Origin of the sequence: Streptomyces scopuliridis (assembly GCF_042790125.1) — a bacterium.
GTDB lineage: Bacteria > Actinomycetota > Actinomycetes > Streptomycetales > Streptomycetaceae > Streptomyces > Streptomyces scopuliridis_A.
On record NZ_JBHTZS010000011.1, the window covers coordinates 34,959 to 61,654 of the forward strand.

27 protein-coding genes are annotated in these 26,696 nt (G+C 71.1%); 17 read left to right on the forward strand and 10 right to left on the reverse strand.

The genetic code is table 11. The features are described 5' to 3' along the window. Nucleotides 1-200: 200 nt before the first annotated feature. Nucleotides 201-752 carry a ferritin-like domain-containing protein gene (locus tag ACFRKB_RS18695; protein ID WP_383107007.1) on the reverse strand — a complete coding sequence of 184 codons (552 nt, stop codon included), beginning with the start codon at nucleotides 750-752 and terminating at the stop codon, nucleotides 201-203. Nucleotides 753-1,009: 257 nt separating this feature from the next. On the opposite strand from ACFRKB_RS18695, the gene ACFRKB_RS18700 reads away from it, so the two are divergent. From ACFRKB_RS18700 to ACFRKB_RS18710, 3 genes are all read left to right on the forward strand, one after another. Continuing rightward, complete coding sequence (locus ACFRKB_RS18700; protein ID WP_383107330.1) at nucleotides 1,010-2,158, forward strand: aromatic acid exporter family protein; 1,149 nt, start codon at nucleotides 1,010-1,012, stop codon at nucleotides 2,156-2,158. Between the two features lie 403 nt (nucleotides 2,159-2,561). Continuing rightward, nucleotides 2,562-3,212, forward strand: coding sequence for an LAETG motif-containing sortase-dependent surface protein (locus ACFRKB_RS18705; protein ID WP_383107331.1), 651 nt, complete (start codon nucleotides 2,562-2,564; stop codon nucleotides 3,210-3,212). A gap of 412 nt (nucleotides 3,213-3,624) precedes the next feature. Beyond that, nucleotides 3,625-4,683 carry a PHP domain-containing protein gene (locus tag ACFRKB_RS18710; RefSeq protein ID WP_383107008.1) on the forward strand — a complete coding sequence of 353 codons (1,059 nt, stop codon included), beginning with the start codon at nucleotides 3,625-3,627 and terminating at the stop codon, nucleotides 4,681-4,683. Between the two features lie 145 nt (nucleotides 4,684-4,828). On the opposite strand, the gene ACFRKB_RS18715 is transcribed toward ACFRKB_RS18710, so the two are convergent. The 5 genes from ACFRKB_RS18715 to ACFRKB_RS18735 form a co-directional block, all read right to left on the reverse strand. Further along, nucleotides 4,829-5,503 (reverse strand): HAD family hydrolase, encoded by a 675-nt coding sequence (locus tag ACFRKB_RS18715; RefSeq protein ID WP_383107009.1) that lies wholly within the window; start codon nucleotides 5,501-5,503, stop codon nucleotides 4,829-4,831. Between the two features lie 140 nt (nucleotides 5,504-5,643). After that, complete coding sequence (locus ACFRKB_RS18720) at nucleotides 5,644-6,378, reverse strand: SRPBCC family protein (protein WP_383107011.1); 735 nt, start codon at nucleotides 6,376-6,378, stop codon at nucleotides 5,644-5,646. A gap of 6 nt (nucleotides 6,379-6,384) precedes the next feature. Further along, nucleotides 6,385-7,050, reverse strand: a complete 666-nt coding sequence (locus tag ACFRKB_RS18725) for an ArsR/SmtB family transcription factor (protein WP_383107013.1) — start codon at nucleotides 7,048-7,050, stop codon at nucleotides 6,385-6,387. 74 nt (nucleotides 7,051-7,124) lie between these two features. Further along, entirely contained in the window at nucleotides 7,125-7,673 is a 549-nt protein-coding gene (locus tag ACFRKB_RS18730) for a DUF6328 family protein (RefSeq protein ID WP_383107015.1), read from the reverse strand. Nucleotides 7,674-7,720: 47 nt separating this feature from the next. Further along, nucleotides 7,721-8,800: an NAD(+)/NADH kinase gene (locus ACFRKB_RS18735; protein WP_383107016.1), complete on the reverse strand. Its 1,080-nt coding sequence runs from the start codon at nucleotides 8,798-8,800 to the stop codon at nucleotides 7,721-7,723. Between the two features lie 339 nt (nucleotides 8,801-9,139). Between ACFRKB_RS18735 and ACFRKB_RS18740 the strand changes: the two genes are divergently transcribed. Next, on the forward strand, nucleotides 9,140-10,069 hold the full coding sequence (locus ACFRKB_RS18740; protein ID WP_383107333.1) for a DUF2382 domain-containing protein: 930 nt from the start codon (nucleotides 9,140-9,142) through the stop codon (nucleotides 10,067-10,069). Between the two features lie 239 nt (nucleotides 10,070-10,308). On the opposite strand, the gene ACFRKB_RS18745 is transcribed toward ACFRKB_RS18740, so the two are convergent. Then, a complete protein-coding gene (locus ACFRKB_RS18745; RefSeq protein WP_383107018.1) occupies nucleotides 10,309-10,926 on the reverse strand; it encodes a COG4315 family predicted lipoprotein in 618 nt (205 codons plus the stop codon). Nucleotides 10,927-11,373: 447 nt separating this feature from the next. Here ACFRKB_RS18745 and ACFRKB_RS18750 point away from each other — a divergent pair, with 447 nt between their 5' ends. Next, complete coding sequence (locus ACFRKB_RS18750; RefSeq protein ID WP_383107019.1) at nucleotides 11,374-11,958, forward strand: TMEM165/GDT1 family protein; 585 nt, start codon at nucleotides 11,374-11,376, stop codon at nucleotides 11,956-11,958. 133 nt (nucleotides 11,959-12,091) lie between these two features. Here the strand turns inward: ACFRKB_RS18750 and ACFRKB_RS18755 are convergent, their stop codons facing one another. Continuing rightward, entirely contained in the window at nucleotides 12,092-13,162 is a 1,071-nt protein-coding gene (locus tag ACFRKB_RS18755) for an ABC transporter substrate-binding protein (protein ID WP_383107021.1), read from the reverse strand. Between the two features lie 55 nt (nucleotides 13,163-13,217). Between ACFRKB_RS18755 and ACFRKB_RS18760 the strand changes: the two genes are divergently transcribed. From ACFRKB_RS18760 to ACFRKB_RS18775, 4 genes are all read left to right on the forward strand, one after another. Then, on the forward strand, nucleotides 13,218-14,378 hold the full coding sequence (locus ACFRKB_RS18760; protein WP_383107023.1) for a FecCD family ABC transporter permease: 1,161 nt from the start codon (nucleotides 13,218-13,220) through the stop codon (nucleotides 14,376-14,378). Continuing rightward, on the forward strand, nucleotides 14,375-15,439 hold the full coding sequence (locus ACFRKB_RS18765) for a FecCD family ABC transporter permease (RefSeq protein ID WP_383107024.1): 1,065 nt from the start codon (nucleotides 14,375-14,377) through the stop codon (nucleotides 15,437-15,439). Before ACFRKB_RS18760 ends, ACFRKB_RS18765 begins: the two co-directional genes overlap by 4 nt. A gap of 189 nt (nucleotides 15,440-15,628) precedes the next feature. After that, the gene (locus ACFRKB_RS18770) at nucleotides 15,629-16,030 is read left to right on the forward strand and encodes a DUF6153 family protein (protein ID WP_383107026.1); all 402 of its coding nucleotides are present in this window, start codon (nucleotides 15,629-15,631) and stop codon (nucleotides 16,028-16,030) included. 135 nt (nucleotides 16,031-16,165) lie between these two features. Further along, entirely contained in the window at nucleotides 16,166-16,780 is a 615-nt protein-coding gene (locus tag ACFRKB_RS18775) for a DUF305 domain-containing protein (RefSeq protein WP_383107028.1), read from the forward strand. A 39-nt stretch (nucleotides 16,781-16,819) separates the two neighbouring features. Here the strand turns inward: ACFRKB_RS18775 and ACFRKB_RS18780 are convergent, their stop codons facing one another. Beyond that, the gene (locus ACFRKB_RS18780; protein WP_383107029.1) at nucleotides 16,820-17,410 is read right to left on the reverse strand and encodes a GNAT family N-acetyltransferase; all 591 of its coding nucleotides are present in this window, start codon (nucleotides 17,408-17,410) and stop codon (nucleotides 16,820-16,822) included. 209 nt (nucleotides 17,411-17,619) lie between these two features. Here ACFRKB_RS18780 and ACFRKB_RS18785 point away from each other — a divergent pair, with 209 nt between their 5' ends. Beyond that, nucleotides 17,620-18,273 (forward strand): N-acetylmuramoyl-L-alanine amidase, encoded by a 654-nt coding sequence (locus ACFRKB_RS18785; protein WP_383107031.1) that lies wholly within the window; start codon nucleotides 17,620-17,622, stop codon nucleotides 18,271-18,273. A 169-nt stretch (nucleotides 18,274-18,442) separates the two neighbouring features. Beyond that, entirely contained in the window at nucleotides 18,443-18,856 is a 414-nt protein-coding gene (locus ACFRKB_RS18790) for an SH3 domain-containing protein (RefSeq protein ID WP_383107033.1), read from the forward strand. A gap of 83 nt (nucleotides 18,857-18,939) precedes the next feature. On the opposite strand, the gene ACFRKB_RS18795 is transcribed toward ACFRKB_RS18790, so the two are convergent. Then, nucleotides 18,940-20,832 (reverse strand): LamG-like jellyroll fold domain-containing protein, encoded by a 1,893-nt coding sequence (locus ACFRKB_RS18795; protein WP_383107034.1) that lies wholly within the window; start codon nucleotides 20,830-20,832, stop codon nucleotides 18,940-18,942. A gap of 231 nt (nucleotides 20,833-21,063) precedes the next feature. On the opposite strand from ACFRKB_RS18795, the gene ACFRKB_RS18800 reads away from it, so the two are divergent. The 6 genes from ACFRKB_RS18800 to ACFRKB_RS18825 all read left to right on the forward strand — a co-directional run bounded on the left by ACFRKB_RS18800 (nucleotide 21,064) and on the right by ACFRKB_RS18825 (nucleotide 26,679). Beyond that, nucleotides 21,064-21,555: an Lrp/AsnC family transcriptional regulator gene (locus ACFRKB_RS18800; protein WP_383107036.1), complete on the forward strand. Its 492-nt coding sequence runs from the start codon at nucleotides 21,064-21,066 to the stop codon at nucleotides 21,553-21,555. Between the two features lie 121 nt (nucleotides 21,556-21,676). Then, nucleotides 21,677-22,492 carry a dimethylargininase gene (ddaH, locus tag ACFRKB_RS18805; RefSeq protein ID WP_383107037.1) on the forward strand — a complete coding sequence of 272 codons (816 nt, stop codon included), beginning with the start codon at nucleotides 21,677-21,679 and terminating at the stop codon, nucleotides 22,490-22,492. 195 nt (nucleotides 22,493-22,687) lie between these two features. Then, nucleotides 22,688-23,245: a GNAT family N-acetyltransferase gene (locus tag ACFRKB_RS18810; RefSeq protein ID WP_383107039.1), complete on the forward strand. Its 558-nt coding sequence runs from the start codon at nucleotides 22,688-22,690 to the stop codon at nucleotides 23,243-23,245. Nucleotides 23,246-23,409: 164 nt separating this feature from the next. Continuing rightward, the gene (locus tag ACFRKB_RS18815; protein ID WP_383107041.1) at nucleotides 23,410-25,467 is read left to right on the forward strand and encodes a heavy metal translocating P-type ATPase; all 2,058 of its coding nucleotides are present in this window, start codon (nucleotides 23,410-23,412) and stop codon (nucleotides 25,465-25,467) included. Continuing rightward, the gene (locus tag ACFRKB_RS18820; RefSeq protein WP_383107043.1) at nucleotides 25,464-25,868 is read left to right on the forward strand and encodes a (2Fe-2S) ferredoxin domain-containing protein; all 405 of its coding nucleotides are present in this window, start codon (nucleotides 25,464-25,466) and stop codon (nucleotides 25,866-25,868) included. Before ACFRKB_RS18815 ends, ACFRKB_RS18820 begins: the two co-directional genes overlap by 4 nt. Before the next feature lie 112 nt (nucleotides 25,869-25,980). Next, entirely contained in the window at nucleotides 25,981-26,679 is a 699-nt protein-coding gene (locus ACFRKB_RS18825; RefSeq protein ID WP_383107044.1) for a hypothetical protein, read from the forward strand. Nucleotides 26,680-26,696: the final 17 nt, after the last annotated feature.

Here is a 26,696-nt window from a genome sequence, read left to right on the forward strand (position 1 = left end):
CCGTGCCGGCCGGTTCCACCGGGCGCGGGCCGGGGTGGTGAGAGCGTCCGGCCGCGCACCACTCACCGGTCGGTGAGCATGCCCGTACGGAGCGGATTCAGGGTACGCGAGAGCGGCGGCGGGACATGCATCCGGGCCTGGACGGGGCCAGTTCGCGAAACGGCCCGGGTGGCTCCCCTGGCCGACGGCGGGTCAGGGCGTCAGCGCCTGCTGCCCGCGGCGCTCGGCAGGCGCTCCAGCAGTCCGCGCAGATCGTCGGCGTGCTCCTCCTCCTGCGCGAGCAGGTCCTCGAAGACCCGGCGGGTGGTCGGATCGCCCTCCCCCAGCCAGTGTGCGATCTCCGTGTACGCCGCGATGGCCACGCGCTCGGCCACCAGATCTTCCTTGATCATCTCGATCAGGTCCGCACTCGCGTCGTACTCGGAGTGGGACCGCTTCGTCAGTGTGTCCGGGTTGAAATCGGGCTCCCCGCCGAGCTGGACGATGCGCTGCGCCAGCCGGTCCGCGTGCACTTGCTCCTCCTGGGCGTGCTCCAGGAACTCGGCGGCGACCGGCTCGGAGTACAGCCCCGTCGCGGTGTAGTAGTGCCGCTTGTACCGCAGTGTGCAGACGATCTCCGTGGCCAGCGCCTCGTTCAGCACCTGGACGACACGGCCGACATCGGCACCGTACGCGTCCGTCACCGGGCCCTTGTCGATCTCCTGGCGCGCCCGCGCGCGGATGGTCTCGATGTCGGTGAGGAACTCGGCCATGGCCGTGCACTTCCTTTCGTACCCAACGAGCATTGCGTGTGTGAACCTTCGCCTGCCCCGTCCCTTCCCCGTACGCGCCCGGACCGCTGTCGTTCGCGTACCCGCTCATCCACACGGCCCTATCGGACCCGCGGGCGGGGTCCGGGCGGGCCGGGCGCGGGAAGTGTGAGGTCGTGCGCCGTGTCCGTAAGGCCGTGAAGGAGCCGGTGGCCGAGCTGGTGAAGGGGCGGCGCTCGCAGCCGGTCCTGGTACAGACGATGCGCTCGGCCGCCGCCGCGACGATCGCGTATGTCGTCGCCCTGTGGCTGAGCAGCGAGCCCGCGCCGCTGACCGCTCCCCTGACGGCGCTGCTCGTCGTACAGGTCACGCTCTACTCGACCCTGACCACCGGGATCCGCCGGGTGAACGCCGTGGTCGCGGGGGTGCTGGTCGCCAGCGGTTTCAGTGTGCTGGTCGGGCTGACCTGGTGGAGCCTGGGGCTCATCATCGTGGCCTCGCTGATCGTCGGGCGGCTGGTCCGGGTGGACGAGTTCGTGCCGGAGGTCGCGATCAGCGCGATGCTCGTCCTCGGTGTGACACGGGTGGCGTCCACCGCCTGGGACCGGGTGCTGGAGACGCTGATCGGCGCGGTGGTGGGGCTGCTCTTCAACTTCCTGTTCGTGCCGCCGGTGTGGGTCCGTACCGCAGGCCAGTCCATCGAGGATCTGTCGCGCCGTATGCGCCAGTTGCTGCTGCGCATCGGAGAAGGACTGACGGAACCCACCCCGGTCGAGCGCGCCGCCGACCGGCTGCACGAGGCGCGCCGGCTCGACCACGACATCAGCGAGGTGGACGCGGATCTCCGGCAGGCCGAGGACAGCGTCCGGCTCAACCCCCGGGTCAAGGAGGGGCTGCTGCACCGCGTGGTGCTGCGTACCGGTCTCGACACCCTGGAGATCTGCACGGTGGTGTTGCGCGTCCTGGCCAGGACGCTCACCGATCTCGCCAAGGAACGTACGGAGGAGCCGCTGTTCCCGCAGGAGGTCGGGATCGCGCTGAAGGAGCTGCTGGCCCGTGTCGCCGACGCCGTCGTGAGCTTCGCCGTACTGGTCACCACGGAGGCCAGCCAGAGCGCCGAGACCGCGGAGGCACGGCTCGCCGAGGATCTGGAGGCGGCGCACGTGAGCCGGGAGCGGCTGGCGGGGCTGTTGTTGGAGGGCGTCCAGCGGCACCCGCGTCAGTGGCAGCTCCATGGCGCGCTGCTCGCGGAGATCGACCGGATCCTGGACGAGCTGGACATGGAGAACCGCTCCAAGCGGCTGATGGAGGAGCTGGACCGCGCTTCTCGCGAAACGCGTGAGCGATACCCGCGGCTGGCCGCCGTGTGGCAATGGGTACGGGAAGCGCTGTCGCGGCTGCGCGGATAAAGGCCGGCCGATACACCGCTTCTCCCGGCCATCGCCGTGGCGTGAATCGCTCGTTCGCGGAGCAACGGGAAACTCCCGCCGAATTATTGACGGAGTTTTTGCCCAGAACACAGGGAGGCGAGGTGTATTCGGGCGGGGAAGCCGTCGGCCGCCCCCTGCGGATCCCGCAATCATGGGCGTCATCAGCGAGGACGACGGGAACCGGACGCGCGGCCGGATGTGATCGGGGACTTCGCTCCCGCCGCCCGCGCGCGCCGCGCGGACCGTTTTCCGGCGTCTCAGCAGGTCCACGGGGTGTGCGGAGAGGCTGAGTTGGGCGGGGCGGTTGATGGGGCCGGTGCGAATGGCGGTACTGTGCGCGCGCGCCGTCATCGTGGGCGGCGCGGTTAACGCGGAGGATTTCGTGACTCTATTCAGCGGATCATGGCGGCGCAGAAGCGCCCTCATAACCGTCGCTACGGCAAGTGCGCTCGGGGTGGGCCTGTCGGCCGTTCCCGCCGTCGCGCACACGCCGACGTGGTCGGTGACCTGCTCCGAGGTCAGCCTCGACCTGACCGCCTACGGCAACAGCGACAAGAACACGGTGACGGTCACCGTGGACGGCAAGGACCTGCTGCCCACTCAGAATTTCAAGAACGAATTCCACAAGAAGCTCGATCTTCCCGAGCACAAGAGCGAGCTGAGCGTTCGTCTCATCGTGGTGGCCGCCGACGGCGACCAGTTCTCCAGGGACGAGACGAAGACCGCTCCGGTCTGCGAGGAGTCCACCCCGCCGCCGTCCTCGGAGGCCCCGACGCCGACTCCGACGCCTTCGGAGGAGACGCCGAGCACCGAGGCGCCCAAGCCGACGCCTTCGGCGACGGTCACGCCGTCGGACGAGGCCAGCAGCGCGGCGCCCGCGGTTCCCTCGTCGCAGCCGAGCCCGGCCGGGGACAACCTCGCCGAGACGGGTTCCTCCAGCGCCACCCCGCTGATCGCCGGTGCGGCCGCCGTCGTACTGGTCGCCGGTGCGGGCATCATGTGGGCCGCGCGCAAGCGTCGTACCGCGAACTGACCGACCGCTCCCCACACCGCCCCGCCGCCACGTCGGACGCCGTCCGGACTTCCACCGCCAACACTCGGCGGCCCGGACAGTGGTGACCCGGCCATGAGGCATGGACCGGACGACTGCTCGCCCCCCAGGGGCGCGTCGGCCGGACTCCCCGCGGCAGAGGTGGTGTGAAAAAGCCGAGGAGGTACGGAACGGGCGGGCGGCCCCGGTGGGGCGCCATCCCGACGTACTCCTCGCACCGTGTGAGGCCCCGCGGCATCCCCCGTTCGCGGGGCCTCGCCATGCGCGGTGTGACCCCGGCGCGGACAATGAACCGGACCACCCGTCGGCGGAGCGAAACCCCGGCCGCGGACAGGGACCTGGGCCCTGTCCGACCGCACGCCCGCCGACAGGCCACCGACACACTGGGGGCGCCATGGATCCGGTGGAGGCTCTCGACAGGATCGCCTTTCTGCTGGAGCGCTCGCGGGCCGAGACGTACCGGGTACGGGCGTTCCGTACCGCCGCCGCCGTGGTGGCGGACATGCCCGCCGACGAGGTGGCGCGGCGCGCCGAGGCGGGCACCCTCGGCCGGGTGCGCGGCATCGGTCCCAAGACGTCGCAGGTCGTCGAAGCCGTGGTGAAGGGCTCCGTTCCGGAGTATCTGGCGCGGCTGGAGCGGGAGGCCGCAGGCCCGCTCGCGGAGGGTGGACACACACTGCGCGCGGCGCTGCGCGGCGACTGCCATCTGCACTCGGACTGGTCGGACGGCGGCAGCCCCATCGAGGAGATGGGACGGACGGCCGCCGCGCTCGGCCATGAATGGGCCGTGCTCACGGACCACTCCCCCACCCTGACCGTGGCCCGGGGCCTGACGGCAGGGCGGCTGCGCGAGCAGCTCGATGTGATCGCCGAACTCAACGAGCGGTGGGCGCCGTTCCGGCTGCTGACCGGGATCGAGTGCGACATCCTGCCGGACGGCTCGCTCGACCAGGAGCCGGAACTGCTCGACCGGCTCGACCTGGTGGTGGCGTCCGTCCACTCGAAGCTGCGCATGGACGCCGCCCCGATGACACGGCGCATGATCGCCGCCGTACGCAATCCGCTCACCGATGTGCTGGGTCACTGCACGGGACGGCTGGTCATCGGACGGAGCCGGCGGGACCGCGGCGGGTCGGGCGGCAGCCGGCCGGAGTCGGTGTTCGACGCGGACGCGGTGTTCGAGGCGTGCGCCGCGTCGGGCACCGCGGTGGAGATCAACAGCAGGCCCGAGCGGCTCGACCCGCCCCACCGGCTGCTGCGCCGGGCGGTGGCCGCCGGGGTCTTCTTCGCCATCGACACGGACGCGCACGCGCCGGGGCAGCTCGACTGGCAAATCCTGGGCTGCGCGCGGGCGGAGGAGTGTGACGTGCCCGCCGGCCGGGTCATCAACACCTGGCCGGCCGAGGGGCTGCGGGAGTGGACGCGGACCCGGCGGGCACCGGCGTCGGACTGACCTGCGAGCCCGGCCCGTACGGGGTGTACGGGGCCCGCGGCCGAGCGAGGTTCAGCGGCCGTCCAGCACAGCGGCCGTCCAGTTCGCGCCCGTCCAGTTCAGCGGCCGTCCAGCACGGCGGCCGTCCAGTTCGGGCCCGCCCGGTTCAGCGGCCGTCCATCTCGGCGAACAGACTGGTGTCAAGGCGAGCCAGCAGATCGGTCGGATCCTCGTACACCTCCACCGCTCCGGTGGACTCCAGGGCGGCGCGCGGAATGCCGCCCGACAGCAGGGCGACGGGGCGGACACCCGCACGTGTCGCCGCCTCCATGTCCCACACCGAGTCGCCGACGAACACCGCCAGCTCCGCGGGCACCCCCGCCAGTTCCAGGGCCCGGCCGACCGGGTCGGGGGCCGGCCCGCCCGCCGGTACGCCGTCCGCGACCGCCGTCGCCAGGATGACATCGTCGGCGTCGATCGCCGCGCGCAGCGCGCTGCTCTCGGCCTCGCCCGCCGAGGTGGCGAGCACGATCCGCCAGCCGCGGTCGGCCAGCGCCCGCAGAAGATCGGCCGCCCCCTCGAAGGCGGGCAGCCGGTCCAGCCAGGGCCCGTAGAGCGAGGTGTGCGCGGCGCTGATCCGCGCGTCCTGGCCGCGGTCGCGCTCGTCGCCGAGCAGATGCGCGATCAGCTCGCCGGATCCGAGGCCGATCGCCCGGTGGATCGCCGACATCGGGACCGTGTGCCCGGCCTGGCGGAACGCCTCCCACCAGGCGGTCACATGGAGGTGATTGGTGTCGACGAGCGTTCCGTCGATGTCGAACAGTGCCGCGCGCGTCGCCATGTGTGTCCCGTTCCCGTTCGGGCCGGGCCCCGGGGACACGCCCCGGCGCCCCGGATGCCTGGAGCAACGTCTTGATCATGCCGTCTTCTCCCGGCCCGGAACGGGTTGAGCGGGGCCGTACGGGTGAGCCGGGACCGGGCCTACGCGTACAGCCCGTCGAGCCAGGTGCGCCACGCGCCCTCGATCGCCCTGGAGTCGGCGCCGGGCGCGAAGTCGTGCACGCTGATCCCCACCGGCGCGCCGAAGTGGTTCCTGCCGAACAGCCGGTACATCGCGGTGTCGGTGCGCAGCCCGACGAAGTACGGATTGCGGTAGTCGACAACGGCCTCGACGGGCCCGGCGCCGGGCGCCTCGATCCGTACGGTCGCGCCCTCCGCCACCTCGTCCGGCAGCCCGAGCCCGCGGCTCGCGACGTCGAGCGCGCCCGCGGCCTGCGAGGCGGCGGGGCCGTCCACGGTGGCGAACACGGCCGTGCGTCCGGTGAAGTGCAGCAGGTACTGGCGCAGTGTGTGCAGATAGAAGTCGGTGTGCTTGGAGGCACCGTCGTACTGGTTCTCCCAGTCCTCGACGAGGATGCCGCTGTGGACGTACCGCACCCACGAACCGCCGCCCTCGCGCGGCTCGATGACATGGTCGAGCTGGTTCAGGGTCTGCTGCGACATCCCTTCGACGTTCTCGACCCGGCCGGTCAGCCGCTTCGGCGGGTCCCAGGCCGTGACGGTGCCGCCGAACGGCGCCGCGCCGCCCTCGCGGGGCTCGTACTCCATGGGCCACAGCCAGCCCGCCGTACCGGTGGTGATCGCGTCCCAGACCTGCTCGGGACTCGCGTCCACCTCGAACTCGCGGACGATCTCGAACTCGAATTCCTTGGACATGACGACCTATTCCTGTGCGTGTGAGGGTGATGGGGTGGGGGACGCCGGCTCGGGCAGCCGCGCGTCGGTGTCATCGGGCTTGACCGTCTCGGGCTTGACAGTGGGATGGAGCGCCACGACGATCCGGTGATCGCGGCCGTTGTCGGCGTGTTCGTCGTGGTATTTCGCGATCAAGGCGCTGACGCCGCGGGTCAGTTCCTCGACGAAGGCGGCCCGGTCCGCCGCGGAGGCGAACCGCACCTCCCCGTCGAGCGCGTAGGTGGCGAGCCGCTTGCGGGCCTTCGTCGCGCCGGTGATCAGCGCGCCCACGTCGCGTACGAGCCGCGCGGCCACCGCGAGCAGCCAACGCGCGGAGAGCTGGTCACGGAAGCGGGCCGGGTCGGGCTGTACGGCGGCCAGCGCGAGCGGCGAGATGACATACGAAGCGGCGGTGGCCCGCATCAGCCGTTCGGTGACATTGCCCTTTCTGCGCTCGCCCGCCAGCTCCACCAGGCCGTGCCGCTCCAGGGCCTTGAGGTGGTAGTTCACCTTCTGGCGGGGCAGCCCGACCCGTCCGGCGAGCATCGTCGCCGACGCGGGCCCGACCGCCAGCTCGGCGAGCAGCCGGGCTCTCATGGGGTCCAGCGAGACGGCCGCCGCCGCCGGGTTCTCGATCACGGTCACGTCCAACATGGCTCCACCCTCTCACCGACAACTTTTTTTGTCCAGAACCCGTTGCTTGTCGGCAAAAGCACCGCCGGTGGCGGTCACGCGTCCGTACGACCGCCGCCCCGCCCGTCGTCCGGCCCGCCCGGCCCGTCCGCTCCGCTCTTCGCGCGCACCGCGTGCCGGGCGAGCTCGGGGAACACGCCCCAGCACAGGACGAACCACGCCACCATGACGCCGACCAGCCACAACGCGAGAGTGTGGCCCACCGCCAGCCGCAGGATGAGCAGCAGGGCCGAGGCCATCGTGCAGAAGAGCAGCACCAGCCCCACGACGGTCAGCCGGGAGGCCCAGACGACCAGACGCGGCTTCAACCGCAGCCCCGTCAGCAGACGGTGGAACGACACCGGCCCGATCAGCGCGCCGACCGCCCCCGCGCCGAGCATGACCGTGACGGTGTAGATGACCCTGTCGGCGTCCGACAGTTCGGTGAACCGCGCCTGGAAGACGACCGTGAGCAGGAATCCGAACAGGATCTGCACGCCGGTCTGCGCCACCCGCAGTTCCTGGAGCAGCTCGCCCCACAGGCGGTCCGCCCGCTCCTCCACGGTCTCGTGCCGGCCGTGGCCGTCCGTGTCCTGTCCCGTCACGCCGTCGTCACCCGGCTTCCTTCCGCTCGCCCCTCGACGCTCGCCACTCAGCGCTCACCGTCGATGTCGGTCCGCGGCGGCGGTGGCAGGCGCAGATGGGCCAGGTCGTCCGGGACCGGGGTGTTGGGGCGGAACAGCGGGGCCGACTCGCCGTCGGCGGCCGTCGCGGGTGCGTCGGTGAGCCGGAAGCGGGAGCGCAGCCGGGTGTAGAAGTCGGTGGGCCCCATCCGCACCAGCCGCAGCCGGTACTTGGCGCCGTACACCCCGACCCAGTCGCCGGGCCCGAGCACCCCGCGCATCTGCCCGTCGATGCTGAGCGCCACCTCGCCGGAGTGGGGCAGTACGCGCAGGGCCACCGGTTCGTCGGGCGCCGCCACGACCGTGCGGTCGAAGGTCATGTGCGCGGCCACGGGCGTGAAGACCACCGCGTCCATGTGCGGGGAGAGCACCGGTCCCCCGGCCGCGAAGCTGTACGCGGTCGAGCCCGTCGGGGAGGCGACGATGACCGCGTCCGCGGAGTACGCGGCGAGAAGGCGGCCGGCGATATAGACCCCCAGGGCGACCTGCCGGTCCCGGACGAGCTTCTCCAGGACGACATCGTTGACCGCGACGATGTCCAGCGCCACCCCCCAGCCGTCGCCCGCCTCGGTGTCCGGCCGTACATGGGGCGGTGGCAGCGTCGGTACGCGGCCGGAGCGCAGCAGCGCCTCCATGACGGACGGCATCTGCGGAACGCGGGACGCCCGCATGGTGAGCGTCATCCGCTCCTCGATCTCGGCGCGCCCCTCGTGCACCGTGTCCAGCGCCTTGGTGACCTTCTCCGCCGGGACCTCGGTCAGGAAGCCGACCCGGCCGAGATCGACCCCGAGCACCGCGGCGTCGCTCTTGGCGGCGATCCGGGCTCCGCGCAGGAAGGTGCCGTCGCCGCCGAGGGTCAGAACGAGGTCGGGATGGCCCGCCGCGGAGGCCTCCTCCTGACCTCCGTGGCGTGGTTCGTGGCCCTTCCACACATCGATTTCCGTGCAGGGGATCCCCTGCGCGCGGCACCAGGCGTGGACGGCGGTCGCCGCCTCGACAGCCTCGTGGCGGCCCCGGTGAACCACGAGGCCGATGCGTTCGACAGTCATGCTCGCGCTCTCCGTACGTCCGGTCCCTCGGAATCCGTCCGCTCCCGCGGTCGGGATCCGCCGCGCACTTTCCAGGATCACCGATCATCCGGCGGCACGTCCGGGGCCGGTCGGCCCCCGATTGGATTCACCCGAATGGCGGACAGCTTCGGATGACCCCGTCATGGCGACGACCACCGTGAGCGCTGGCCCGGGAGGCACCCGGGGCCAGGTCGCGGCGGTGCCGGCACGCTGCCCCGGTTGCCCCGGGTCCCGGACAGATGCGCGATGGAGTCGTGCGCGCCTGACCGTGAGGGGCCTGATCCCGCAGACGCGCTTCCCCCACGCGAGGAGTGATCGCTGATGTCAGCCGATGGCGTGTTCGACAGCCCCAGCAGGCTCAACGGTTTGGCCATATACGACAAGGACGGCGACAAGATCGGCAACGTCGGCCAGGTCTATGTGGGCGACCGCTCGGGCCGCCCGGAGTGGGTCACCGTGAAGACCGGTCTGTTCGGCATGAAGGAAAGCCTCGTCCCGCTGTCCGGCGCCCGCCGTGCGGGTGAGGACATCCACGTCCCGTACGCGAAGGAGACCGTCAAAGAGGCTCCGCGGCTGGACGCGGACGAGCATCTGGACCCCAGTCAGGAGAAGCAGCTCTACAAGCACTACGGTCTGACCGCCACGGGCGCGGGTCTGGGCATGGCCTCGGGCACCGCCGCGGGTACGGGCACGACCTCCGGCACGGCCACGGGCGCGGCCTCCGGCACGGGACGTACGGGAGCCGGGACAGCCACCGGCGGGCGGGCCGGCGCGGCCTCCACCGCGGGCGCGGGGCGGCCCATGGCCGGGGTGCGCGGCTCGATGCCCGAAGAGGGCAAGGAACGGCACGGCGAGGAGCTGATCCGCTCCGAGGAGCAGCTGTACGTCAGCACCGAGGAACACGAAGTGGGCCACGCCCGGCTGCGCAAGGTCGTGGTGACCGAGAACGTGACCACCTCCGTACCGCTCAGCCATGAGGAGGTGCGGGTCATCCATGAGGCGATCGCGCCCGAGGAGCGGACCGGAATCCGTGGCTCCGTCATCGGGGAGGCCCAGACCGAAGTGACCCTGCACGCCGAAGAGCCGATCATCCGCAAGGAGTCCGTCCCGGTCGAGCGCGTGCGCATGGAGACGGAGAAGGTGACCGAGCAGAAGGAGGTCTCGGCCGAGGTCCGCAAGGAGCAGATCGAGTACGACACCGATCAGTCCGGCACGGGCATGGGCGGCAGGCGCGGCTCCGGCCGCTGACCCCGCCGACCGGCCGCATCCACACGCCCCCGCCCACCACGTCCGCGTGGCCGGCGGGGGCAGGCCATACGCACTCACGCCGTCGTGCCGGTGAGGGTGTCCGGCCTTCCGGGGCCGAGGGTGCCCGGTGGCACGGTCTGCCCGGCGCGTAGCGTGCGTGAGTGGCATGGCCTCTCCGAGCGTTCGGGAGCGTTCGGACCGGTGGACCGGATCGCTGAACGGAGCCGGTGATCGGAGCGTCAGCTCGCGCTCGGGCTGGCGCTCGCGCTCGGGCTGGTGGTCGACGTCGGGCTCGCGCTCTGCGGCGGGGTGGTGATGGCCTTGCCCTCGGGGCTGACGACGAACCACTTGGCGCCGAACTGCGTCAGGTCCTGGCCCTTGGTCTCGCCGGGCTTGGTGTCTTCCCTGAACGTGTACAGCGGGTGGCCGTTGTACATGGCCTGCTTGGTCCCGTCACTGCGGGTGGTGGTGGTCAGCAGGTCCGCCTTGACACCGGTGCCCGCCTGCGGCGTGCCCTTGACGAGCGCGGGAGGCCAGTCGACGATGCAGTCCCCGGTGCACGTGGACTTCTTCGCCTTGTCCGCCTCGAAGAGGTAGAGCGTATGGCCCTTGCCGTTGACCAGGATCTTTCCGAAGGGCCCGGTCTTGACGGATACCTTGCCGACTTCCTCGGACGGGTTCACCGACGGGGAGGTCGTCGGGGACGAGGTCGGAGAGGTGGTGGGTGAGGCCGCCACGAAGTCCGCGGGCTCCTCCTTGGACGCCGATCCGCTCCCGCTGTCGGAGCATCCGGCCAGCACCCCGGCGCAGAGTGCCGCCGCGGCTAGCGCGGCGGCCGTCCTGGTGTTGATCCTCATGCACGTCTCCTCAAGCTCAGGGCCGCCCTGGGGGCAGCACAGCGCCCGCCCGATCGCAGGCACAGCACCCACTACACGACAGGGTCCGAAAGCGGGCCACCGGACAGGGCCGTTCGGAGTACACGGCCCCGGAGGTGGCACACCTACGGTCGGCACCGGTCGCCGCCCGCGGGCCTGGCATGGACCGGCCTGGGCTCTTCCGTACGAGTGAGGTACTGTTGGCCGCTGCGAAGGGGAGTAGCCCCGCGAACCGGTCGTCGACACACTGGAACCCCCGGGTTCCCGGTGGCCGGGCCCACGGATCAGTGGGCGGGCGAGACCTTCGGTCAGGCATTGACGGTGTCCGCGCCTCGCGGGCACCACCGTCGTGCCGGGCCGAGTGTCCTCCTGGCTCCGTACGGGGCTTCGCGAAGATCCGGGCCCGGCCCTCAGAGAAAGCCACCCGGAATGCATCTCGACCCCCTGGCGATCGTCACCGCCTTCGGGCTGATCTTCCTTGCGGAGCTACCCGACAAGACCATGTTCGCCTCGCTGGCCATGGGTACGCGCATGCGCCCGCTCTACGTATGGTTCGGCACGTCGACGGCGTTCCTCGTGCATGTCGCCATCGCTGTCAGCGCGGGCGGTCTGATCGGGCTCCTGCCCGGCTGGATCGTCAAGCTCATCTCCGCTCTGCTCTTCGCGTTCGGCGCGTTCATGCTGCTGCGCGGCGGAGGCGGCGACGGGGACGAGGAGACCGAGACGAAGACGGTCACCGGTTTCTGGCCCGTCTACTCCACCGCCTTCATGGCCGTCTTCATCAGCGAGTGGGGCGATCTCACCCAGATCACCACCGCCAACCTCGCGGCCAGCAACGGCACATGGTCCACCGCCATCGGTTCGGCCGCGGCGCTCATGTCCGTATCCGCGCTGGCCCTGCTCGCCGGCCGGTTCATCGCCACCCGCGTCCCCCTCAAGACCGTCCAGCGCATCGGCGGTCTGTGCATGCTGGGGCTCGCGATCTGGTCCGTGACCGAGATCTTCGTGGGCTGACGGCCCGCCACGCGCGGGGCCGGCGAATACGGATAGCCCTGCCCACCGGTGAAGGCCGGTGGGCAGGGCTTCGGACAGGCTTCGGACAGGATTCGGGCAGGGTTCGGACGGGATTCGGACGGGACAGCGGCTCTCAGGCGGCCGGGGCCAGGTGCTTGTCGAGCACCGCGAGGACATCGCGGGCCGCCGCGGGCCCGGTGTTGAGATAGAAGACATCGTCATCGACGGGGATCGCCGTCCTGCCCGCGACGGCGGACAGCGTCGGCCAGAGCGGCGCCTTCGTCAGCTCCGACGCCTTGGACTCGGCGCCCTGGACCCCGTAGAACAGCCAGTCGGCGTCGGCGCGGTCCAGCTGCTCGTTGCTGATGTTCTGTGAGGTCTTGTCGAACCGCTGGCTCTCGGGACGGCCGAGCCCGGCGTCCTCGGCGATGCTCCCGGTGAACGAGGGCACGCCGAAGACCCGCAGCCGGTCGCCGTTCAGCCGCAGGAAGGACACGGTCACCGGCTTGTCGAGACGCTTGCCGAGCTTTTCGGCGTCGGCGTGGAAGGTGTCGAGGTACGTCCGCGCCTGTTCGGTCTTGCCGAGTCCGTCGGCGACGAGCAGGAAGTCCTGCTTCCAGTACAGCCCCGTGCCCTGGGTGGCGATGGTGGGCGCCAGCTCGGTCAGCGCGGTGTAGAGGGTCTTGGCGTTCTTGCCCGCGATGTTCATCAGGATCAGATCGGGCTTGATGTTGGCGATGGTCTCCAGATTCGGGTCGACCCGCGAGCCCACATCCACGACCTTCGCCAGCTGGGCGGCGTCCTTCGGGAAGTCGTCCTTCAGATACTGGGGGACGAGATCCGCCCCGTCCCCCCGGGTCGAGCCCGCCGGCACCGTACCGAGCGTGAGCAGCGCGTCGGCCTGACCGGTGGAGATGACCACGACCTTCTTCGGTGCGGCGTCGAGAGTCGTCCGGCCTTCGAAGTGGCCGACGGTACGCGGGAATTGGCCGTCCGGTTTGCCGCTTCCCATGCCCTTGGGCACGGAGCGGGGCGCCGTGTGGGCCGACGCGGCCGAGGTGGCCGACGGTGCGGACGTTCCGCCGTCGCCCGACGAGCCGGTCGAGTCGGTCGAGTCGGTGGAACAGCCGCTGAGCAGCAGGGCGCCGGCGATGGCGACGCCGCTGACGAGACGGGTGAGAGGGAGATCACGGAAGCGGTACACGAGGCGTTAGCTTAGGCTTCCCTAAGTGCGGATGAGTAGGGATGACAGTCATGCGATGGATCACATATCCGGAGGTGCGGGTTCCGGGAAGGCGGGGTTCGTGGAGGCGGTTCCCGCAGCAGCGGAGGCGGTTCCCGTAGCAGCGGAGCCACCGGGCGCGGTCGGCGACGGGCGGCGAACCGACGGTCCGCCGGGCGCCCGGCCACGGAGCGGCGGGCTCCGGCGTGGACAACACCTCGCCGCGCTGGTCGTCTGTCTCGCCCTCGTCGTCCTGCTCGTACTGACCAGCCTGGGCGTCGGCGCGCGGGGCATCCCCCTGGGGACCGTGGCGCGAGTGCTGCTGCAGGACGACGGAAGCCCGGAGGCCATCATCGTCCGGCAGTTGAGGATGCCCCGTACCGTCCTCGCGGTCGTCGTCGGTGCCGCGCTGGCCCTGGCCGGGGTCGTCATGCAGGCCATCACCCGTAATCCGCTCGCCGAGCCGGGCATCGTCGGTGTCAACGCGGGCGCCTCCTTCGCGGTCGTGGTCGCGATCGCCGCGTTCCATGTCACCGGCGTCTCCGGCTACATCTGGTTCGCCTTCGCCGGGGCGGTCCTGGCCGCGCTGGTCGTCCACACGCTCACTTCGGGCGCCGCCCGGGGTCACCACCACACCCGGCTCGTCCTGGCGGGGGCGGCGCTGTCGGCGAGTCTCGGGGCCTGTACGGGCATCATCACCATGTTCAACACCACGGCCTTCGACTCCTACCGCTTCTGGGTGGTGGGGGCGCTGGAGAACCGGGGTACGGAAGCGCTCACCGCCGCGGTCCCCTTCATCCTGGTCGGCACGCTGGTCGCGCTGGCGCTCGGCCCGTCCCTGAACGCGCTCGCGCTGGGTGACGAGACCGGGGCGGCGCTCGGGCTCAGGGTCCCCTGGGTGCGCGCGGCCGGCTTCCTCTCGATCATGCTGCTCTGCGGCGCGTCGACCGCCGCCGCGGGGCCGATCGCCTTTGTCGGGCTGGTCGTTCCGCACGTGCTGCGGCTGGTCCTCGGCCCCGACCTGCGCCCGCTGCTGGCCTTCGCGCTGCCCGGCGGCGCCGTCCTGCTGCTCGTCAGTGATATCGCCGGACGGGTGCTCGCCCCGCCGGGCGAGATCGAGGCCGGTATCGTCACGGCGTTCATCGGGGCCCCCGCGCTGCTCTGGCTCGTCGTCAGGCGCAAGGAGACCGCGGCGTGAAGACCCCGCACCGGACCGCCGCCCCGACCCGCGTACTGCGGCTTCCCGGAGAACTCACCCTGCGCTACTCGGGCCGGGCCGCCGCCGTGGCGGCCGTTCTGCTGCTGGGATGCGCCGCTGTGTGGACGCTGAGCGTGTTCACCGGTACGTACCGGATCGACACGGGCCGGATCCTCGACGTGCTCGCCGGCGGCGGATCGGGGACGGACCGGTTCATCATCGTCGGCCAGCGGCTGCCGCGCGTCTGTGCCGCGCTGCTCGTCGGCGCGGCCCTCGGGCTGTCCGGGGCGCTCTTCCAGAGCCTGTCGCGCAATCCACTCGGCAGTCCGGACGTCATCGGGTTCACCACCGGCTCCACCAGCGGCGCGCTCGTGGTGATCCTGGCCGGCGGCGGTACGGCCGGACTCGGCGTCGGCGCGGGCTCGGTGCTCGGCGGGCTGGTGACCGCGGTGGCCGTGTACGCGTTCACCGCGTCGCGCGGTGTCTCGGGCAACCGGCTGGTGCTCGCCGGTATCGCCGTCGGTGCGATGCTCGCGTCGGTCAACGACTTCCTCATCACCCGCGCGGATCTGGAGTCCGCGGAAAGCGCCAAGGCGTGGACGTTCGGCAGCCTCAACGCCGTCTCCTGGCCGCAGGTCACCCCGCTGGCGCTCGCGCTGCCCGTACTCGCCGTGGCGACGCTGGCCGTGGGCCGGCCGCTGCGGCTCATGGAGATGGGGGACGACGCGGCCGGCGCCCTCGGGGTGAACATCGCGCGGGTCCGGGCACTCGGTCTGCTGCTGGGTGTCGCGCTGGCGGGCGCGGCCATCGCCGTCGCGGGTCCGATCGGCTTCCTCGCGCTGGCGGCGCCGCAACTGGCCCGGAGAATCACCCGGGCCCCGGGCGCCCCGATCGGTTCGGCCATGCTCACGGGCGCGCTGATCCTCGCCGCCGCGGATCTGCTGGCCCAGCGTGTCCTGTCCCCCTTCCAGATCCCGGTGGGGCTGGTTACCGGGGCGCTCGGCGGTCTCTATCTGCTGTGGCTGCTGTCCAGGGAGAAGAGGAGTGCCCGGCCCCGGTGAGCGACGTCGCCGGGCAGGCGGCACTCTGAAGACAGGCCCTGGCGAACGGTCCGGGAGAAGAGGTCGCTCCCGGACGGCCGGGCCGCGTCATCTCGAACGCCCTACGTTGTTTACGATGATCAGATGAGGCGACGGTCATCACGCAGCAGGACCCGGCCCGCGGGGCCGCGGGTTCTTCTTCTGTTGCTCGTGGCTTCGGTGATGACCGGACTGCTGGCGATGCACGGGCTGTCGCCCGCTCCCTCGATGGCAGCCCACACCGCCTCGTCCCCGGCCCCGGCGGCTTCGACGGCCGCCATGGGACCGGGGTCGTCCCCCGTACCCCCGCCCTCCGGTCATGTCATGGCCGCCGGCGCGGTGAACGGGGACTGCGTACATCAGGGTGATGGCGGCGGCGGGCATCTGGACCACGCGGATGCCACCTGCGCCGCCGCCGGTGTCAGCGCCGGTCCCGCGCTGCCGACCTCCCTCGCCTCCGCACTGCCCGCCGGCACGCTCGACGTACCCGCCGCGCTACGCCAGGCCCCCGGGACAACGGCGGGTGACCGGGCTCCCCCCTCATTGAGCGAACTCCAACTCCTGCGTATATAGGCGCCGCTCCCGCGGCCGTCCCCGCTGCCGAGCCGATCGAGACGATCACATCGGTCACATCGATCGGTTCGCCGCGCCGGTGGCCGCGATCGGCATGCCCTTCTCTCCCCCACCACGCACAGGAGTCGTTCCACCATGACCTCGTACCGTCACACGGCCCGCAGGGCCGCCATCGCCGCGGCCGTGACCACCGCCGCGCTCACCCTCGCCGCCTGCGGCGGGGCCGGCGGAAACCCGTCCTCCACCGCTTCGGCATCCGCGTCCGCCCCGGCGCCGGCGGCGGGATCGGCGCACAACGCCGCGGACGTGTCCTTCGCGCAGGGCATGATCCCGCATCACCGGCAGGCGGTGGAGATGGCCGATCTCGCCGCCACCCGGGCCTCCTCACCGGAGGTGAAGAAGCTCGCCGCCGAGATCAAGAAGGCCCAGGACCCGGAGATCAAGACCCTGTCCGGCTGGCTCACCTCCTGGGACGCGCAGGTGCCGACGCAGGGCAGCATGGATCACTCGGGGCACTCGATGCCCGGGATGATGGCTGACGACGACATGTCCACGCTGGAGAAGGCGTCGGGCCCGGCGTTCGACACCGCCTTCCTGAAGCTGATGATCAAGCACCACGAAGGCGCGGTCGAGATGGCCAGGACGCAGAAGTCGGCCGGCGCCGACCAGAGCGCCAAGGACATGGCCGACGCCATCATCACGTCCCAGAGCGCCGAGATCACCCGGATGAACGCCCTGCTCAACAAGTAGTACCGAGGACCCCCGGGCCCGGGGCGGAGCACCGCACCTCTACGAGAGCGGTGCTCCGCTTCCCCTCGTACGCACGGCGGCGGCCGGTACGGGGATGACCAGTTCGGGCCGGTCCCACATCACAGCCGGCGGGTTCGCGGCCACCGTGCCCGTACGACGCGCGCCCACGCTGCGGTAGAAACCCTCGGCGGGCGGATGGGAGACGACACGGACGGCGTCGAGTCCGGCGCCGCGCGCCTCGTCCGTCATGTGTTCGACGAGCCGGCGGCCGATACCGAGCCCCTGGGCGGCGTTCGCGACGAACATCAGATCGAGCTCGGGTGGTTCGAGGACGAGCGCGTAGAAGCCGAGCAGCCGCTCGTCGCCGCGTACGGCGTCGGCGGCGCCCCCCGCCTCTCCGGTCGCCACGGCCAGGAAGACCCGGTGAGTCTCGATGTAGTCGGGGCCGACCCGGTACCCCGCGATCATCGGCGCGTACGGGCCCTCGTAGGCGCGGGAGACCCGGACGAGCCGGGTGAGCCGCCGGGAGTCCCGCGCGGTCGCCCGCCTGATCGAGACCGTCGTACCGGCCGGGCCTTCGTCCACCCGTGCCCGTGACCCTTCACCCACACGCGTAACTCGCGACACCATGGAGGGAGTATTACACCCGCGTCACACCGGACGCGCGGCAACCTTTCCATGGATCCGGGCGGCCGACAGGATGAGAAACGCCAGAGGTCCAGACCGAGAGCCGTTTTCTTTCTTTGCCCGACAGTGATTGGCATGGTCATGCCGACGGTCCAGCATGGAAGCGCACTACGCGCGTCACCCCTTCCAGGCAATGGATTACGGGAGACCCCATGGAAGCCCACACCCCCACACCGTCCCGCCGCGCCTTACTCCGCTCCGGTGCCGGCCTCGGCGCCGCCGCGCTGGGACTCGCCACGATCTCCGCCTCCACCGCCCAGGCCGCCGGCGCCCGGCGCGCCCCCGAGGAACGCGGCGCCCCCGGCGCCGGACCACGCGCCTCCGCCGCGTATCCGCCCACCCACTGGATCCCGGCCAGCACCTCCAACTACACGGTGTCCAGCCGTCCGACGACCTATCAGGTCGGCTTCGTCGTCATCCATGTGACGCAGGAGACCTTCCCCGACGCGCGGAAGATCTTCCAGGACCCGGCCAAGAAGGTCTCCGCGCACTACATGATCGCCTCGGCCGACGGCTATATCGGGCAGTTCGTACGGGAGAAGGATGTCGCCTGGCACGCGGGCAACTGGGACTACAACACCCGCAGCATCGGCATCGAGCACGAGGGGTGGGTGGACAGGCCGGAGTACTTCACGGACGCGATGTACGCGTCGTCCGCCGCGCTGACCGCCGCCGTCTGCGCCAGGTACGGCATCCCCAGGACACGCGAACACATCATCGCCCACAGCGAGGTTCCCGGCGCCACGCACACCGACCCGGGCCGGCTCTGGGACTGGGACCGGTACATCGCGCTGGTCAACGGCTGACCGGTCCGGCGTTCCATCACGGGCGCGGTCGGGGGCCGTTGCCGACCGCGCCACCGAACACAGCGAGCGGGCCGACCCGTTCGGGTGAGGATTCCCCACCGGTCTGGCGATCCTCCCGTCCCACATGCCATAAGAAGGGGGCAACGTCCCATAAGGGAAAGGGAACACCGTGTACACATCGCGCACCGGGCGCCGCGTCGCCTCGGCTCTCGCCGTACTCGTGATCGCCTGCTCCGCCGCGCTGACCGCCGCACCCGCCGGCGCCGCCCAGGCCGCCGGGGCCCCCGCCGCCTCACCCATGGCGGGCGGTCCCCCGGCCTCGCGGTCCGCGAAGGCGCCCCGGGGAGAGCCCAAGGGCAAGGTCGTCTCGCGGATCACCCTGAGCATCCGTGAGGAGCCGACCTCCCGTTCCGCCTATCTGGGCGGCCTGCGGCCCGGTACGGTCATCCCCCTCTTCTGCAAGGTCAGGGGCGAGAACGTGGACGGCAACGACCTCTGGTACCTGCTCGGGGACGCGCGGCCCGGCTATGTCGCGGCCCGTTACGTCGAGAACCAGTCGCCGGTGCCGTACTGCCGGCGGTAATCCCCCCGCGACGAGCGAACATGCCCTGAAGACTGCCGGGTGGCGGCGGACGTGAGCCCGCCGCCGCCACCCGGCCCGCCGCGTTACGCGAACGGCGTCAGGAAGTCCTTGGGCGCGAGTGCCCGGCTCACGATGCGGGTGTCACCGATCCAGCCGTAGAAGCCCTGGCCGAACCGCTCGTCGAACTGGGTGGCACCCAGGACGAAGGGCTTGCCCAGCGTGGCGATACCGGTCGATTTCTGGGCCGGGTTGCGCGCGATCTTCGAGCCGTCGACGTACATCACCGTACGGCGGCCGTCGTTGACGAGGGCGATATGCATCCAGCGGCCCACCGGGACGGCATGGCTCCAGGAGGTGGGGTCGGCGTCCTGGCGCTGCGGGTAGACGACGAACTGGAGGAATCGCTCCGGGGAGAGATTGAGGCTGCACGTCGGCTCGTCGGGCGACCAGCCGGTCGTCTTGCCCGCGTCGCCGTTGCGCCCTTCCCAGCTGAGGATCCCCATCCAGGCGTGATCGCCGGAGAACGGCTCCGGCAGCTTGATGAACGTCTCGATGGTGTAACCCGAGGTGAAGGTGGCGCTGTTGAGCGGGGCGCCGGCCGCGGTGGTGAGGACCGCGCCGCGGTCCGGGGCCTTCCCTCCGTCGAAGCGCAGGCTCGCGTGGGCCGGCTGGCCGAGGTGGTGCTCGGCCGACCAGGTCAGCGCGTCGGCGCCGCTCGTGTGGAGCCGGCGCACCGTCAGATCGTTGCCGTTGCCGGTCAGGTCACGGGCGACCCTGCCGTCCGTCACGGGCTCGCCCGCGCGGCCGGCGTCCGGCAGTCCGGAGGGGTCGAACCGCCAGTACGCGACGGTGCCGCGCGGCATCACGGCGGAGGCGGGCCGCGGGGCGGGCGGGGTGGCCGGGGCGAAGCCCGCGAACCGTTCGGTGAAGTCGATCTCCAGGCTGAACCGGTCGACGGGGCCGGTCAGTTCGATGGTCTCGGCCTCCAGGGGCGTCCGCTTCGCCGGATCGCGGGCGAGGAACCACGGCGAGAACGTCTCGACGTCGATGACCCCGCGGGCGAGATCGAAACCGTACAGCCGGATCATCCCGGCGCCGCCGTAGTAGCGGTCCTGGTAGTTGGTGATCTGGACGTGTACGTCATGACCGGCGTCGTTGGTCAGTACGGTGCGGCCCGGCGGCCAGTAGTGACCGCCCAGGGCCAGGAAGATCTGGTCGTTGCCGCGGACGAGGCCGTCCCACAGCCGCTTGCCGTTGTCCGAGAGCTCGGCCGCGCCGTCGTCGTCCGACCACGCGAGATCGTGGGTGGTCAGCACGGCGGGCAGCGACGGGTGCGCGTCGAGCACGCCCTGCGCCCAGCGCAGTCCCCCGTCCGACACCCGCCAGTCCAGCGCCAGGACCAGCCACTCGCGGCCCGCCGCGCGCAGCACGTGGTAGCTGTTGTAGCCGTCGGGCGAGGCACCGCCGAAGGTCGGCATGGAGGAGTAGCGCTTCGGCCCGAAGGCCCTGAGATACGCGCTGTCGCCACGCTGATCGTCCGTCGACCCGTTGATGTCGTGATTGCCCGCCAGGACGCTGTAGGGCACCTTGCCGTGCAGGGTACGGAAGGTGTCGGCGGCGAGCTCGATCTCGTCGCCGGTGCCGTGTTCCGTCACATCACCGAGGTGCGTCATAAAGGCGATGTTGGACGCGCCGCGCTCCGAGACGAGATACCGGAAGGTCTCGCGCAGCGGCGCCGGGTCGGAGCTGTCGGCGTCGAAGAGGTACTGGGTGTCCGGAAGGACGGCCAGCGCGAACCGGGGGCTGTCGGTGTCGAACCGGTCTCCGCCGCCCCCTGCCGTGGCTGCCGCCGCCGTCGCCGCCCGCGCCGGTACGGTGTCGAGCGCGGTCGCGGCGGCGCCCGCGGCCGGTACGACCAGCGCGGCCTGAAGCAGCGCCCGTCTGTCCAGATTCCTACTGCTGTCTGCCGTACTCATGCGCACTCCAGGTACTGGATGTCCGTGTCCGCTGCACTGTGCTGATCGGCCGTGTCCGCTCGATGGCAGAGAGCTGAACGGTGGCCGCCGTCCGCCGCACGAATCGGCCCACACGTCATGAAGGAGCCCACTCGGCATCAAGTGGGCCCGCTGACGCCGGCCGGAGTGATGCACGAAGATCTTCGCAACGGCCGCGCGACAGCGCGTGCGCCCGAGTGGAGGGGATTCCTGATGCGCCGTCACGGAACTGTCCTGGATGACCTCGATCGCAAGATCCTCACCGCGCTGATCGCCGACGCCAGGGCGAGTTTCAAGGAGATCGGTCTGTCCATCGGGCTGTCGGCGCCCGCGGTGAAGCGCCGGGTGGACCGGCTGCGGGAGGACGAGGTGATCACCGGCTTCACCACGGTGGTCACACCGTCGGCGCTGGGATGGCACACCGAGGCGTATGTGGAGGTGTTCTGCGAGGGGGCCGCGCCGCCGAAGCGGCTGGCGGAAGTCGTACGGAACCATCCCGAGATCCAGTCGGCCGTCACCGTGACCGGTCGCGCCGACGCGATCCTCCATATCAGGGCGCTCGATGTCGAGCACTTCGAGGATGTACTCGAACGGATCCGCGCGGAACCGTTCGTGAAGGAGACGCACAGCTTCGTGGTGCTGTCCCATCTGCTGCCGAGCAGCCCCGAGGCGGGCTCGGGACGCTTCTCACGGATTAACGAGTAGCCGCTCTCGCGCCGTCACACGCAACAGAGTTGCACCCCCGCGCAACATTCCTCTCTTGTTCGCCCGTTCCCGGTCTCCCTATTCTGGTTCTCATCTCCCCGGTTCTAGGAAAGGGCCGTTCATGAGGGAACCACGGGCTGCGCGGAAACGCCGTTATCTGGTGTGCCCACCGGAATATTTCGAGGTCCGCTATGCCATCAACCCATGGATGACGTCGCAGGAGCCGGTGGATTCCGCGCTGGCTCTACGGCAATGGGAAACCCTCGTCTCCGTATACCGGGATCTGGGACATGACGTGGAGATGATGACGCCCGTCGCCGGTCTGCCGGACATGGTGTTCGCCGCCAACTCCGCTGTGGTGCTCGGCGGCAGGGCGTTCGGGGCGCATTTTCTCGCACCGGAGAGGCGGCCGGAATCCGGTCATTACCGGGCGTGGTTCGAGAGCGCCGGCTTCGAGGTGGGCACGCCTGCCCATATCTGCGAGGGAGAGGGCGACTTCACCCCGGTGGGAGGGCTGCTCCTCGCCGGGACGGGTTTCCGTACGCTGCCGCAGGCACACCAGGAGGCCCAGGAGTTCTTCGGTGTGCCCACGGTCGGCCTGCGCCTGGTCGACCCGCTCTTCTACCATCTGGATACGGCGCTGTTCGCGCTCGACGACGACAATGTCGCCTACTATCCGGGCGCGTTCTCGCCGGGAAGTCGGCGCGTGCTGAAATCCCTCTTCCCCGACGCGCTGATCGCGACGGCGCAGGACGCCAAGTGCTTCGGCCTCAATTCCCTGTCGGACGGACACCATGTGGTCATCGCCCAGGACGCGACCAGTCTCATCGCGGCGCTGACGGACCGTGGATACCGTCCGGTCCCGGTGGATCTCTCGGAATTCCGGAAGGCCGGCGGCGGGGTGAAATGCTGTACGCAGGAGATCCGTACGCAGTAGGTCAGTACACCGTAGGTCCGTACACCATGGGTCCGTACGCCATAGGTCCGTACGCCATAGGTCCGGATACGCGTGGTCGGCATCCAGTGGGATCCGCCGTACACGGGGCTTATCAGGTTGAGCCCCGGGTTCGGCCGTGCTACCACTGGCGGTTCACCGAAAGCCGATCATGAAACACGCGAAGGGCTGGCAGACATGGTGCTCGGAGACCTCGTCAAGCTGCGAGCGATGGACCCGTCGGACGCCGACGCACTGTGGCGGTGGAACCACGATCCCGAGGTGATGCGCTGGATGAACGACGACTACGCCCAGCCGCTCGGACGGGTCAGAAGGTGGCTGGAGGAGCGACCGCGCAACGCGTACGGCGAAGTGCTGCTGGGGATCGAGGCACTGGCGGACAAGCAGCTCATCGGCCTGGTCCAGCTGCGCGAGACCGATCCGGAGACGGGAGGCGCCAAGCTCGACATCTACCTCGGCGAGAAGGAGTACTGGGGACGCGGGTACGCCACCGACGCGATGCGGACGGTCTGCCGCTACGGCTTCGAGAAGATGCGGCTGCACAAGATCTCGCTGACCGTCGTCACCGAGAACCACGCCGCGCACCGCGTCTACCAGAAGGTCGGCTTCGTCGACGAGGGCAGGCTGCGTCAGACCTTCCGGCGTGACGGCCAGTGGTACGACATGTTCACGATGGGGCTGCTGGAGGGCGAACTGCGCCAGGCGTCGGATCCGGTGCGTGAACCCGCCGCGTAGACGCGCCGCGCGGGCCCCTTCGTAGCTCCTCTCCGGGTCCGGCGGTCGCCGGTGGGCGGGACTTCACGGTCCCGACCTCCACACAACAAATGAAGAGGTGTTCATTCATTCCTGTATGGTGGACGGGTCGCTCGGTGCCGTCCGCCGTGGAGGAACCCACTCACATGTCTTTCACCCTCAACGATCGCCCGGTCCGGGCGACAGCCACGCGAGGGACCGCCGCTCCCCGGCGCCGCACGCGCGTGTTCGCGCTGCCCGAGGCCCGCTGGGCCGCCGCGGCGCTGGTCCTCTTCCTGATCGCGCTGCCCCTGCAACTGACCGGCGCCCCGGCGTGGGCCTGGGGACCGCTCTACGCGCTCGCCTATGCGACCGGGGGCTGGGAGCCCGCCTGGGCGGGGCTCCAGGCCCTGCGGGAGAAGACGCTCGATGTCGATCTGCTGATGATCGTCGCGGCGATCGGAGCGGCCTCGATCGGACAGGTGATGGACGGCGCGCTGCTGATCGTCATCTTCGCCACGTCCGGCGCCCTGGAGGCCCTGGCCACCGCCCGTACCGCGGACTCCGTGCGCGGCCTGCTCGATCTCGCGCCGACGACCGCGACCCGGCTGCTGGACGACGGCGGGGAGGAGACCGTCGCCACCGAGGACCTCGTGGTCGGCGACACCATCCTGATCCGGCCCGGCGAGCGGGTCGGCGCCGACGGCCGCGTACTGGACGGCTCAAGCGAGGTCGACCAGGCGACCATCACCGGTGAACCCCTGCCCGTACCCAAGGAGTCCGGGGACGAGGTGTTCGCCGGGACCCTCAACGGCACCGGCTCGCTGCGGGTGAAGGTCGAGCGCGACGCGTCCGACTCGGTGATCGCCCGAATCGTGGCGATGGTCGAGGAAGCCTCCGAGACCAAGGCGCCGACCCAGCTGTTCATCGAGAAGGTCGAGCAGCGGTACTCCGTCGGTATCGTCCTCGCCACCCTCGCGGTCTTCGGCGTTCCCCTGGCCTTCGGCGCGAGCCTGACCGACGCGCTGCTGCGGGCGATGACCTTCATGATCGTGGCGTCCCCGTGCGCCGTGGTGCTGGCCACGATGCCACCGCTGCTGTCCGCCATCGCCAACGCGGGACGCCATGGTGTTCTGGTCAAGTCCGCCGTGGTCATGGAACGGCTCGGCCAGATCGACGCCGTCGCCCTGGACAAGACGGGCACGCTCACCGAGGGCACCCCGCGCGTCACCGACGTCCGTCCCGTGACCGGCGCCGGACCGGCCGGACAGACCGCGCAGACCGGACCAACCGGGGGGATCGGAGGGACCGCGGGGACCGAACCGAACGGACTGACCGAGGACGGGCTGCTGACCCTGGCGGCGGCGGCCGAGCATCCCAGCGAGCACCCGCTCGCCCGCGCGATCGTCACCGCCGCGCGTGAACGGGGCCTTGTCCTCCCGGACGTACGGGACTTCACCTCCGCCCCCGGCGTCGGAGTCACCGCCGTCGTCGACGGCCGTACGGTCGCCGTCGGCGCGCCCGCGCGTCTCCTCGCGGACGCCGCAGACCCGGCCGTGGCCACGGTGGTGGGCGAGTTGGAGGACGGTGGCCGCACCGCGGTCCTCGTCCAGTGCGACGGTGTCCCCGTCGGGGTGCTGGGCATCGCGGACCGGCTGCGCCCCGACGCCGCCGCCACCGTCGCCGCCCTCACGACCCTGACCGGCACCGCCCCCACACTGCTGACCGGTGACAACCCGCGGGCCGCGGCCCGCCTCGCCGCGGAGGCCGGGATCACCGATGTCCGCGCCGGGCTGCTCCCACAGGACAAGGTCACGGCCGTACGGGAGGCGGAGGCGGCCGGCCGTAAGGTGCTGGTGGTCGGTGACGGTGTCAACGACGCCCCCGCGCTGGCGGCCGCCCACACCGGACTCGCCATGGGCCGGGCCGGCTCCGATCTCGCCCTGGAGACCGCCGACGCCGTGATCGTCCGCGATGAACTGGCCACCGTCCCGGCCGTCGTCGCGCTCTCCCGCGCGGCCCGCCGGCTGGTGGTGCAGAACCTGGTCATCGCCGGGGTGTTCATCTCCGGCCTGGTGATCTGGGACCTCGTCGGTCATCTGCCGCTGCCGCTCGGTGTTCTGGGGCATGAGGGCTCGACCGTTATCGTGGGTCTCAACGGTCTGCGCCTGCTCCGCGACGCGGCCTGGCGCCGCGCCGCCGCATCCGCCGGGGAGGACCGATGAACCGCCGAGGCCGGGAGGCCGCCACGCCGCCGGGGGCGGCCCGTCCCACGGTGACCGTCTGCCGCGGCTGCTGCTGCGGCACCCCCAAAGTCCCGCGCCTGGACCACGCCGCGCAACTGACCGAGCTGCGCGGGTCGTTGGCGGAGGTCGCCTCCGTACGACGTACCGACTGCCTGGACGCCTGCGAACGCGCCAACGTCGTCGTCATCCAGCCCTCCGCCGAAGGGCGCCGGGCCGGTGGCCGCCCGGTCTGGCTGGGCCTGGTCAACGACCCCGACGCCGCCGCGGACATCACCGCGTGGGTGAAGGACGGCGGCCCCGGACTGGCCGACCCGCCCGAAATCCTCGATCTCTACACCTTCATCCCCTCCCGCCGCGTCCGGCGGGAGTTTGAGGACTGACCGTACCCTCACCACATCGGTCCGTACGCTCACCACATCGGCGGTCCCGATTCCGGGGCATACCGGAACTCCGCTTCGAGGGCCGGTGACGATGCCCCATGATGGGGCCGCCATGTCGTGGACGAGCGATTCCCGCACCACGCACCGGGCCGGCCACAGGCGCTGCCGGCCGGCCGGTGTGCCGGTGGCGGCTGCCCGCGCCGCGGTGTTCGCCACGACGAGCACGGCACTCGCGGTGACCGGACACCATATGGCTTCGGGACATTCCGCGCCCTGGCCGAGTGTGTGGGCCGCCCTCGGGGTGCTCTTCGTCCTGACGGTGCCCGCCGTCCGCGCGCCGAGGTCGCTGCCCGCCGCGATGGCGGCCACCGGTGCCGCCCAGGCCGCCCTGCATCTCTGGCTCTCGCGGGCGGCGAACCATCCCGCCGCGGATCCGCACGGGATGGCGGGCCATGGCGTACGGCGCGACGCGCACGAGGCGTGGCATGCCGGTCACCACGGTGTGCCGATGGCGGCGGCGCATCTCGCGGCTGCCCTGCTGGTGGCGTGGTGTCTGCAACGGGCCGACGCCGCCTGCCGGTTCGCCGGGGAGCACCTCGGCGGTGTCTTGGCCGAGTTGTTCGTACGGCTGGTCCCGGCCGCGCCGTCACCGCCCGTACAGCGCGTACCCCGCGTTCTGCGTCCCGTGGGTGCGCGGGCGCAGGCGCCCCCGCGCGCCTCCCTGGTGCTGGCGTACGCGGTGGTGCGCCGAGGTCCCCCACCGAGGTCTCTCTCCCCGCTGACCCCGGGGCGCGCGTCGACGTGCCCGTAAGACCTCACCCTCTTGGG

Bases quoted from the DNA above. Each gene is read 5' to 3' on its own strand.
- ACFRKB_RS18695 (WP_383107007.1), bottom strand. From the start codon at position 752: ATGGCCGAGTTCCTCACCGACATCGAGACCATCCGCGCGCGGGCGCGC.
- ACFRKB_RS18700 (WP_383107330.1), top strand. From the start codon at position 1,010: ATGCGCTCGGCCGCCGCCGCGACGATCGCGTATGTCGTCGCCCTGTGG.
- ACFRKB_RS18710 (WP_383107008.1), top strand. From the start codon at position 3,625: ATGGATCCGGTGGAGGCTCTCGACAGGATCGCCTTTCTGCTGGAGCGC.
- ACFRKB_RS18715 (WP_383107009.1), bottom strand. From the start codon at position 5,503: ATGGCGACGCGCGCGGCACTGTTCGACATCGACGGAACGCTCGTCGAC.
- ACFRKB_RS18720 (WP_383107011.1), bottom strand. From the start codon at position 6,378: ATGTCCAAGGAATTCGAGTTCGAGATCGTCCGCGAGTTCGAGGTGGAC.
- ACFRKB_RS18725 (WP_383107013.1), bottom strand. From the start codon at position 7,050: ATGTTGGACGTGACCGTGATCGAGAACCCGGCGGCGGCGGCCGTCTCG.
- ACFRKB_RS18735 (WP_383107016.1), bottom strand. From the start codon at position 8,800: ATGACTGTCGAACGCATCGGCCTCGTGGTTCACCGGGGCCGCCACGAG.
- ACFRKB_RS18745 (WP_383107018.1), bottom strand. From the start codon at position 10,926: ATGAGGATCAACACCAGGACGGCCGCCGCGCTAGCCGCGGCGGCACTC.
- ACFRKB_RS18750 (WP_383107019.1), top strand. From the start codon at position 11,374: ATGCATCTCGACCCCCTGGCGATCGTCACCGCCTTCGGGCTGATCTTC.
- ACFRKB_RS18760 (WP_383107023.1), top strand. From the start codon at position 13,218: ATGGATCACATATCCGGAGGTGCGGGTTCCGGGAAGGCGGGGTTCGTG.
- ACFRKB_RS18775 (WP_383107028.1), top strand. From the start codon at position 16,166: ATGACCTCGTACCGTCACACGGCCCGCAGGGCCGCCATCGCCGCGGCC.
- ACFRKB_RS18780 (WP_383107029.1), bottom strand. From the start codon at position 17,410: ATGGTGTCGCGAGTTACGCGTGTGGGTGAAGGGTCACGGGCACGGGTG.
- ACFRKB_RS18785 (WP_383107031.1), top strand. From the start codon at position 17,620: ATGGAAGCCCACACCCCCACACCGTCCCGCCGCGCCTTACTCCGCTCC.
- ACFRKB_RS18795 (WP_383107034.1), bottom strand. From the start codon at position 20,832: ATGAGTACGGCAGACAGCAGTAGGAATCTGGACAGACGGGCGCTGCTT.
- ACFRKB_RS18800 (WP_383107036.1), top strand. From the start codon at position 21,064: ATGCGCCGTCACGGAACTGTCCTGGATGACCTCGATCGCAAGATCCTC.
- ddaH (WP_383107037.1), top strand. From the start codon at position 21,677: ATGAGGGAACCACGGGCTGCGCGGAAACGCCGTTATCTGGTGTGCCCA.
- ACFRKB_RS18810 (WP_383107039.1), top strand. From the start codon at position 22,688: ATGGTGCTCGGAGACCTCGTCAAGCTGCGAGCGATGGACCCGTCGGAC.
- ACFRKB_RS18815 (WP_383107041.1), top strand. From the start codon at position 23,410: ATGTCTTTCACCCTCAACGATCGCCCGGTCCGGGCGACAGCCACGCGA.
- ACFRKB_RS18820 (WP_383107043.1), top strand. From the start codon at position 25,464: ATGAACCGCCGAGGCCGGGAGGCCGCCACGCCGCCGGGGGCGGCCCGT.
- ACFRKB_RS18825 (WP_383107044.1), top strand. From the start codon at position 25,981: ATGTCGTGGACGAGCGATTCCCGCACCACGCACCGGGCCGGCCACAGG.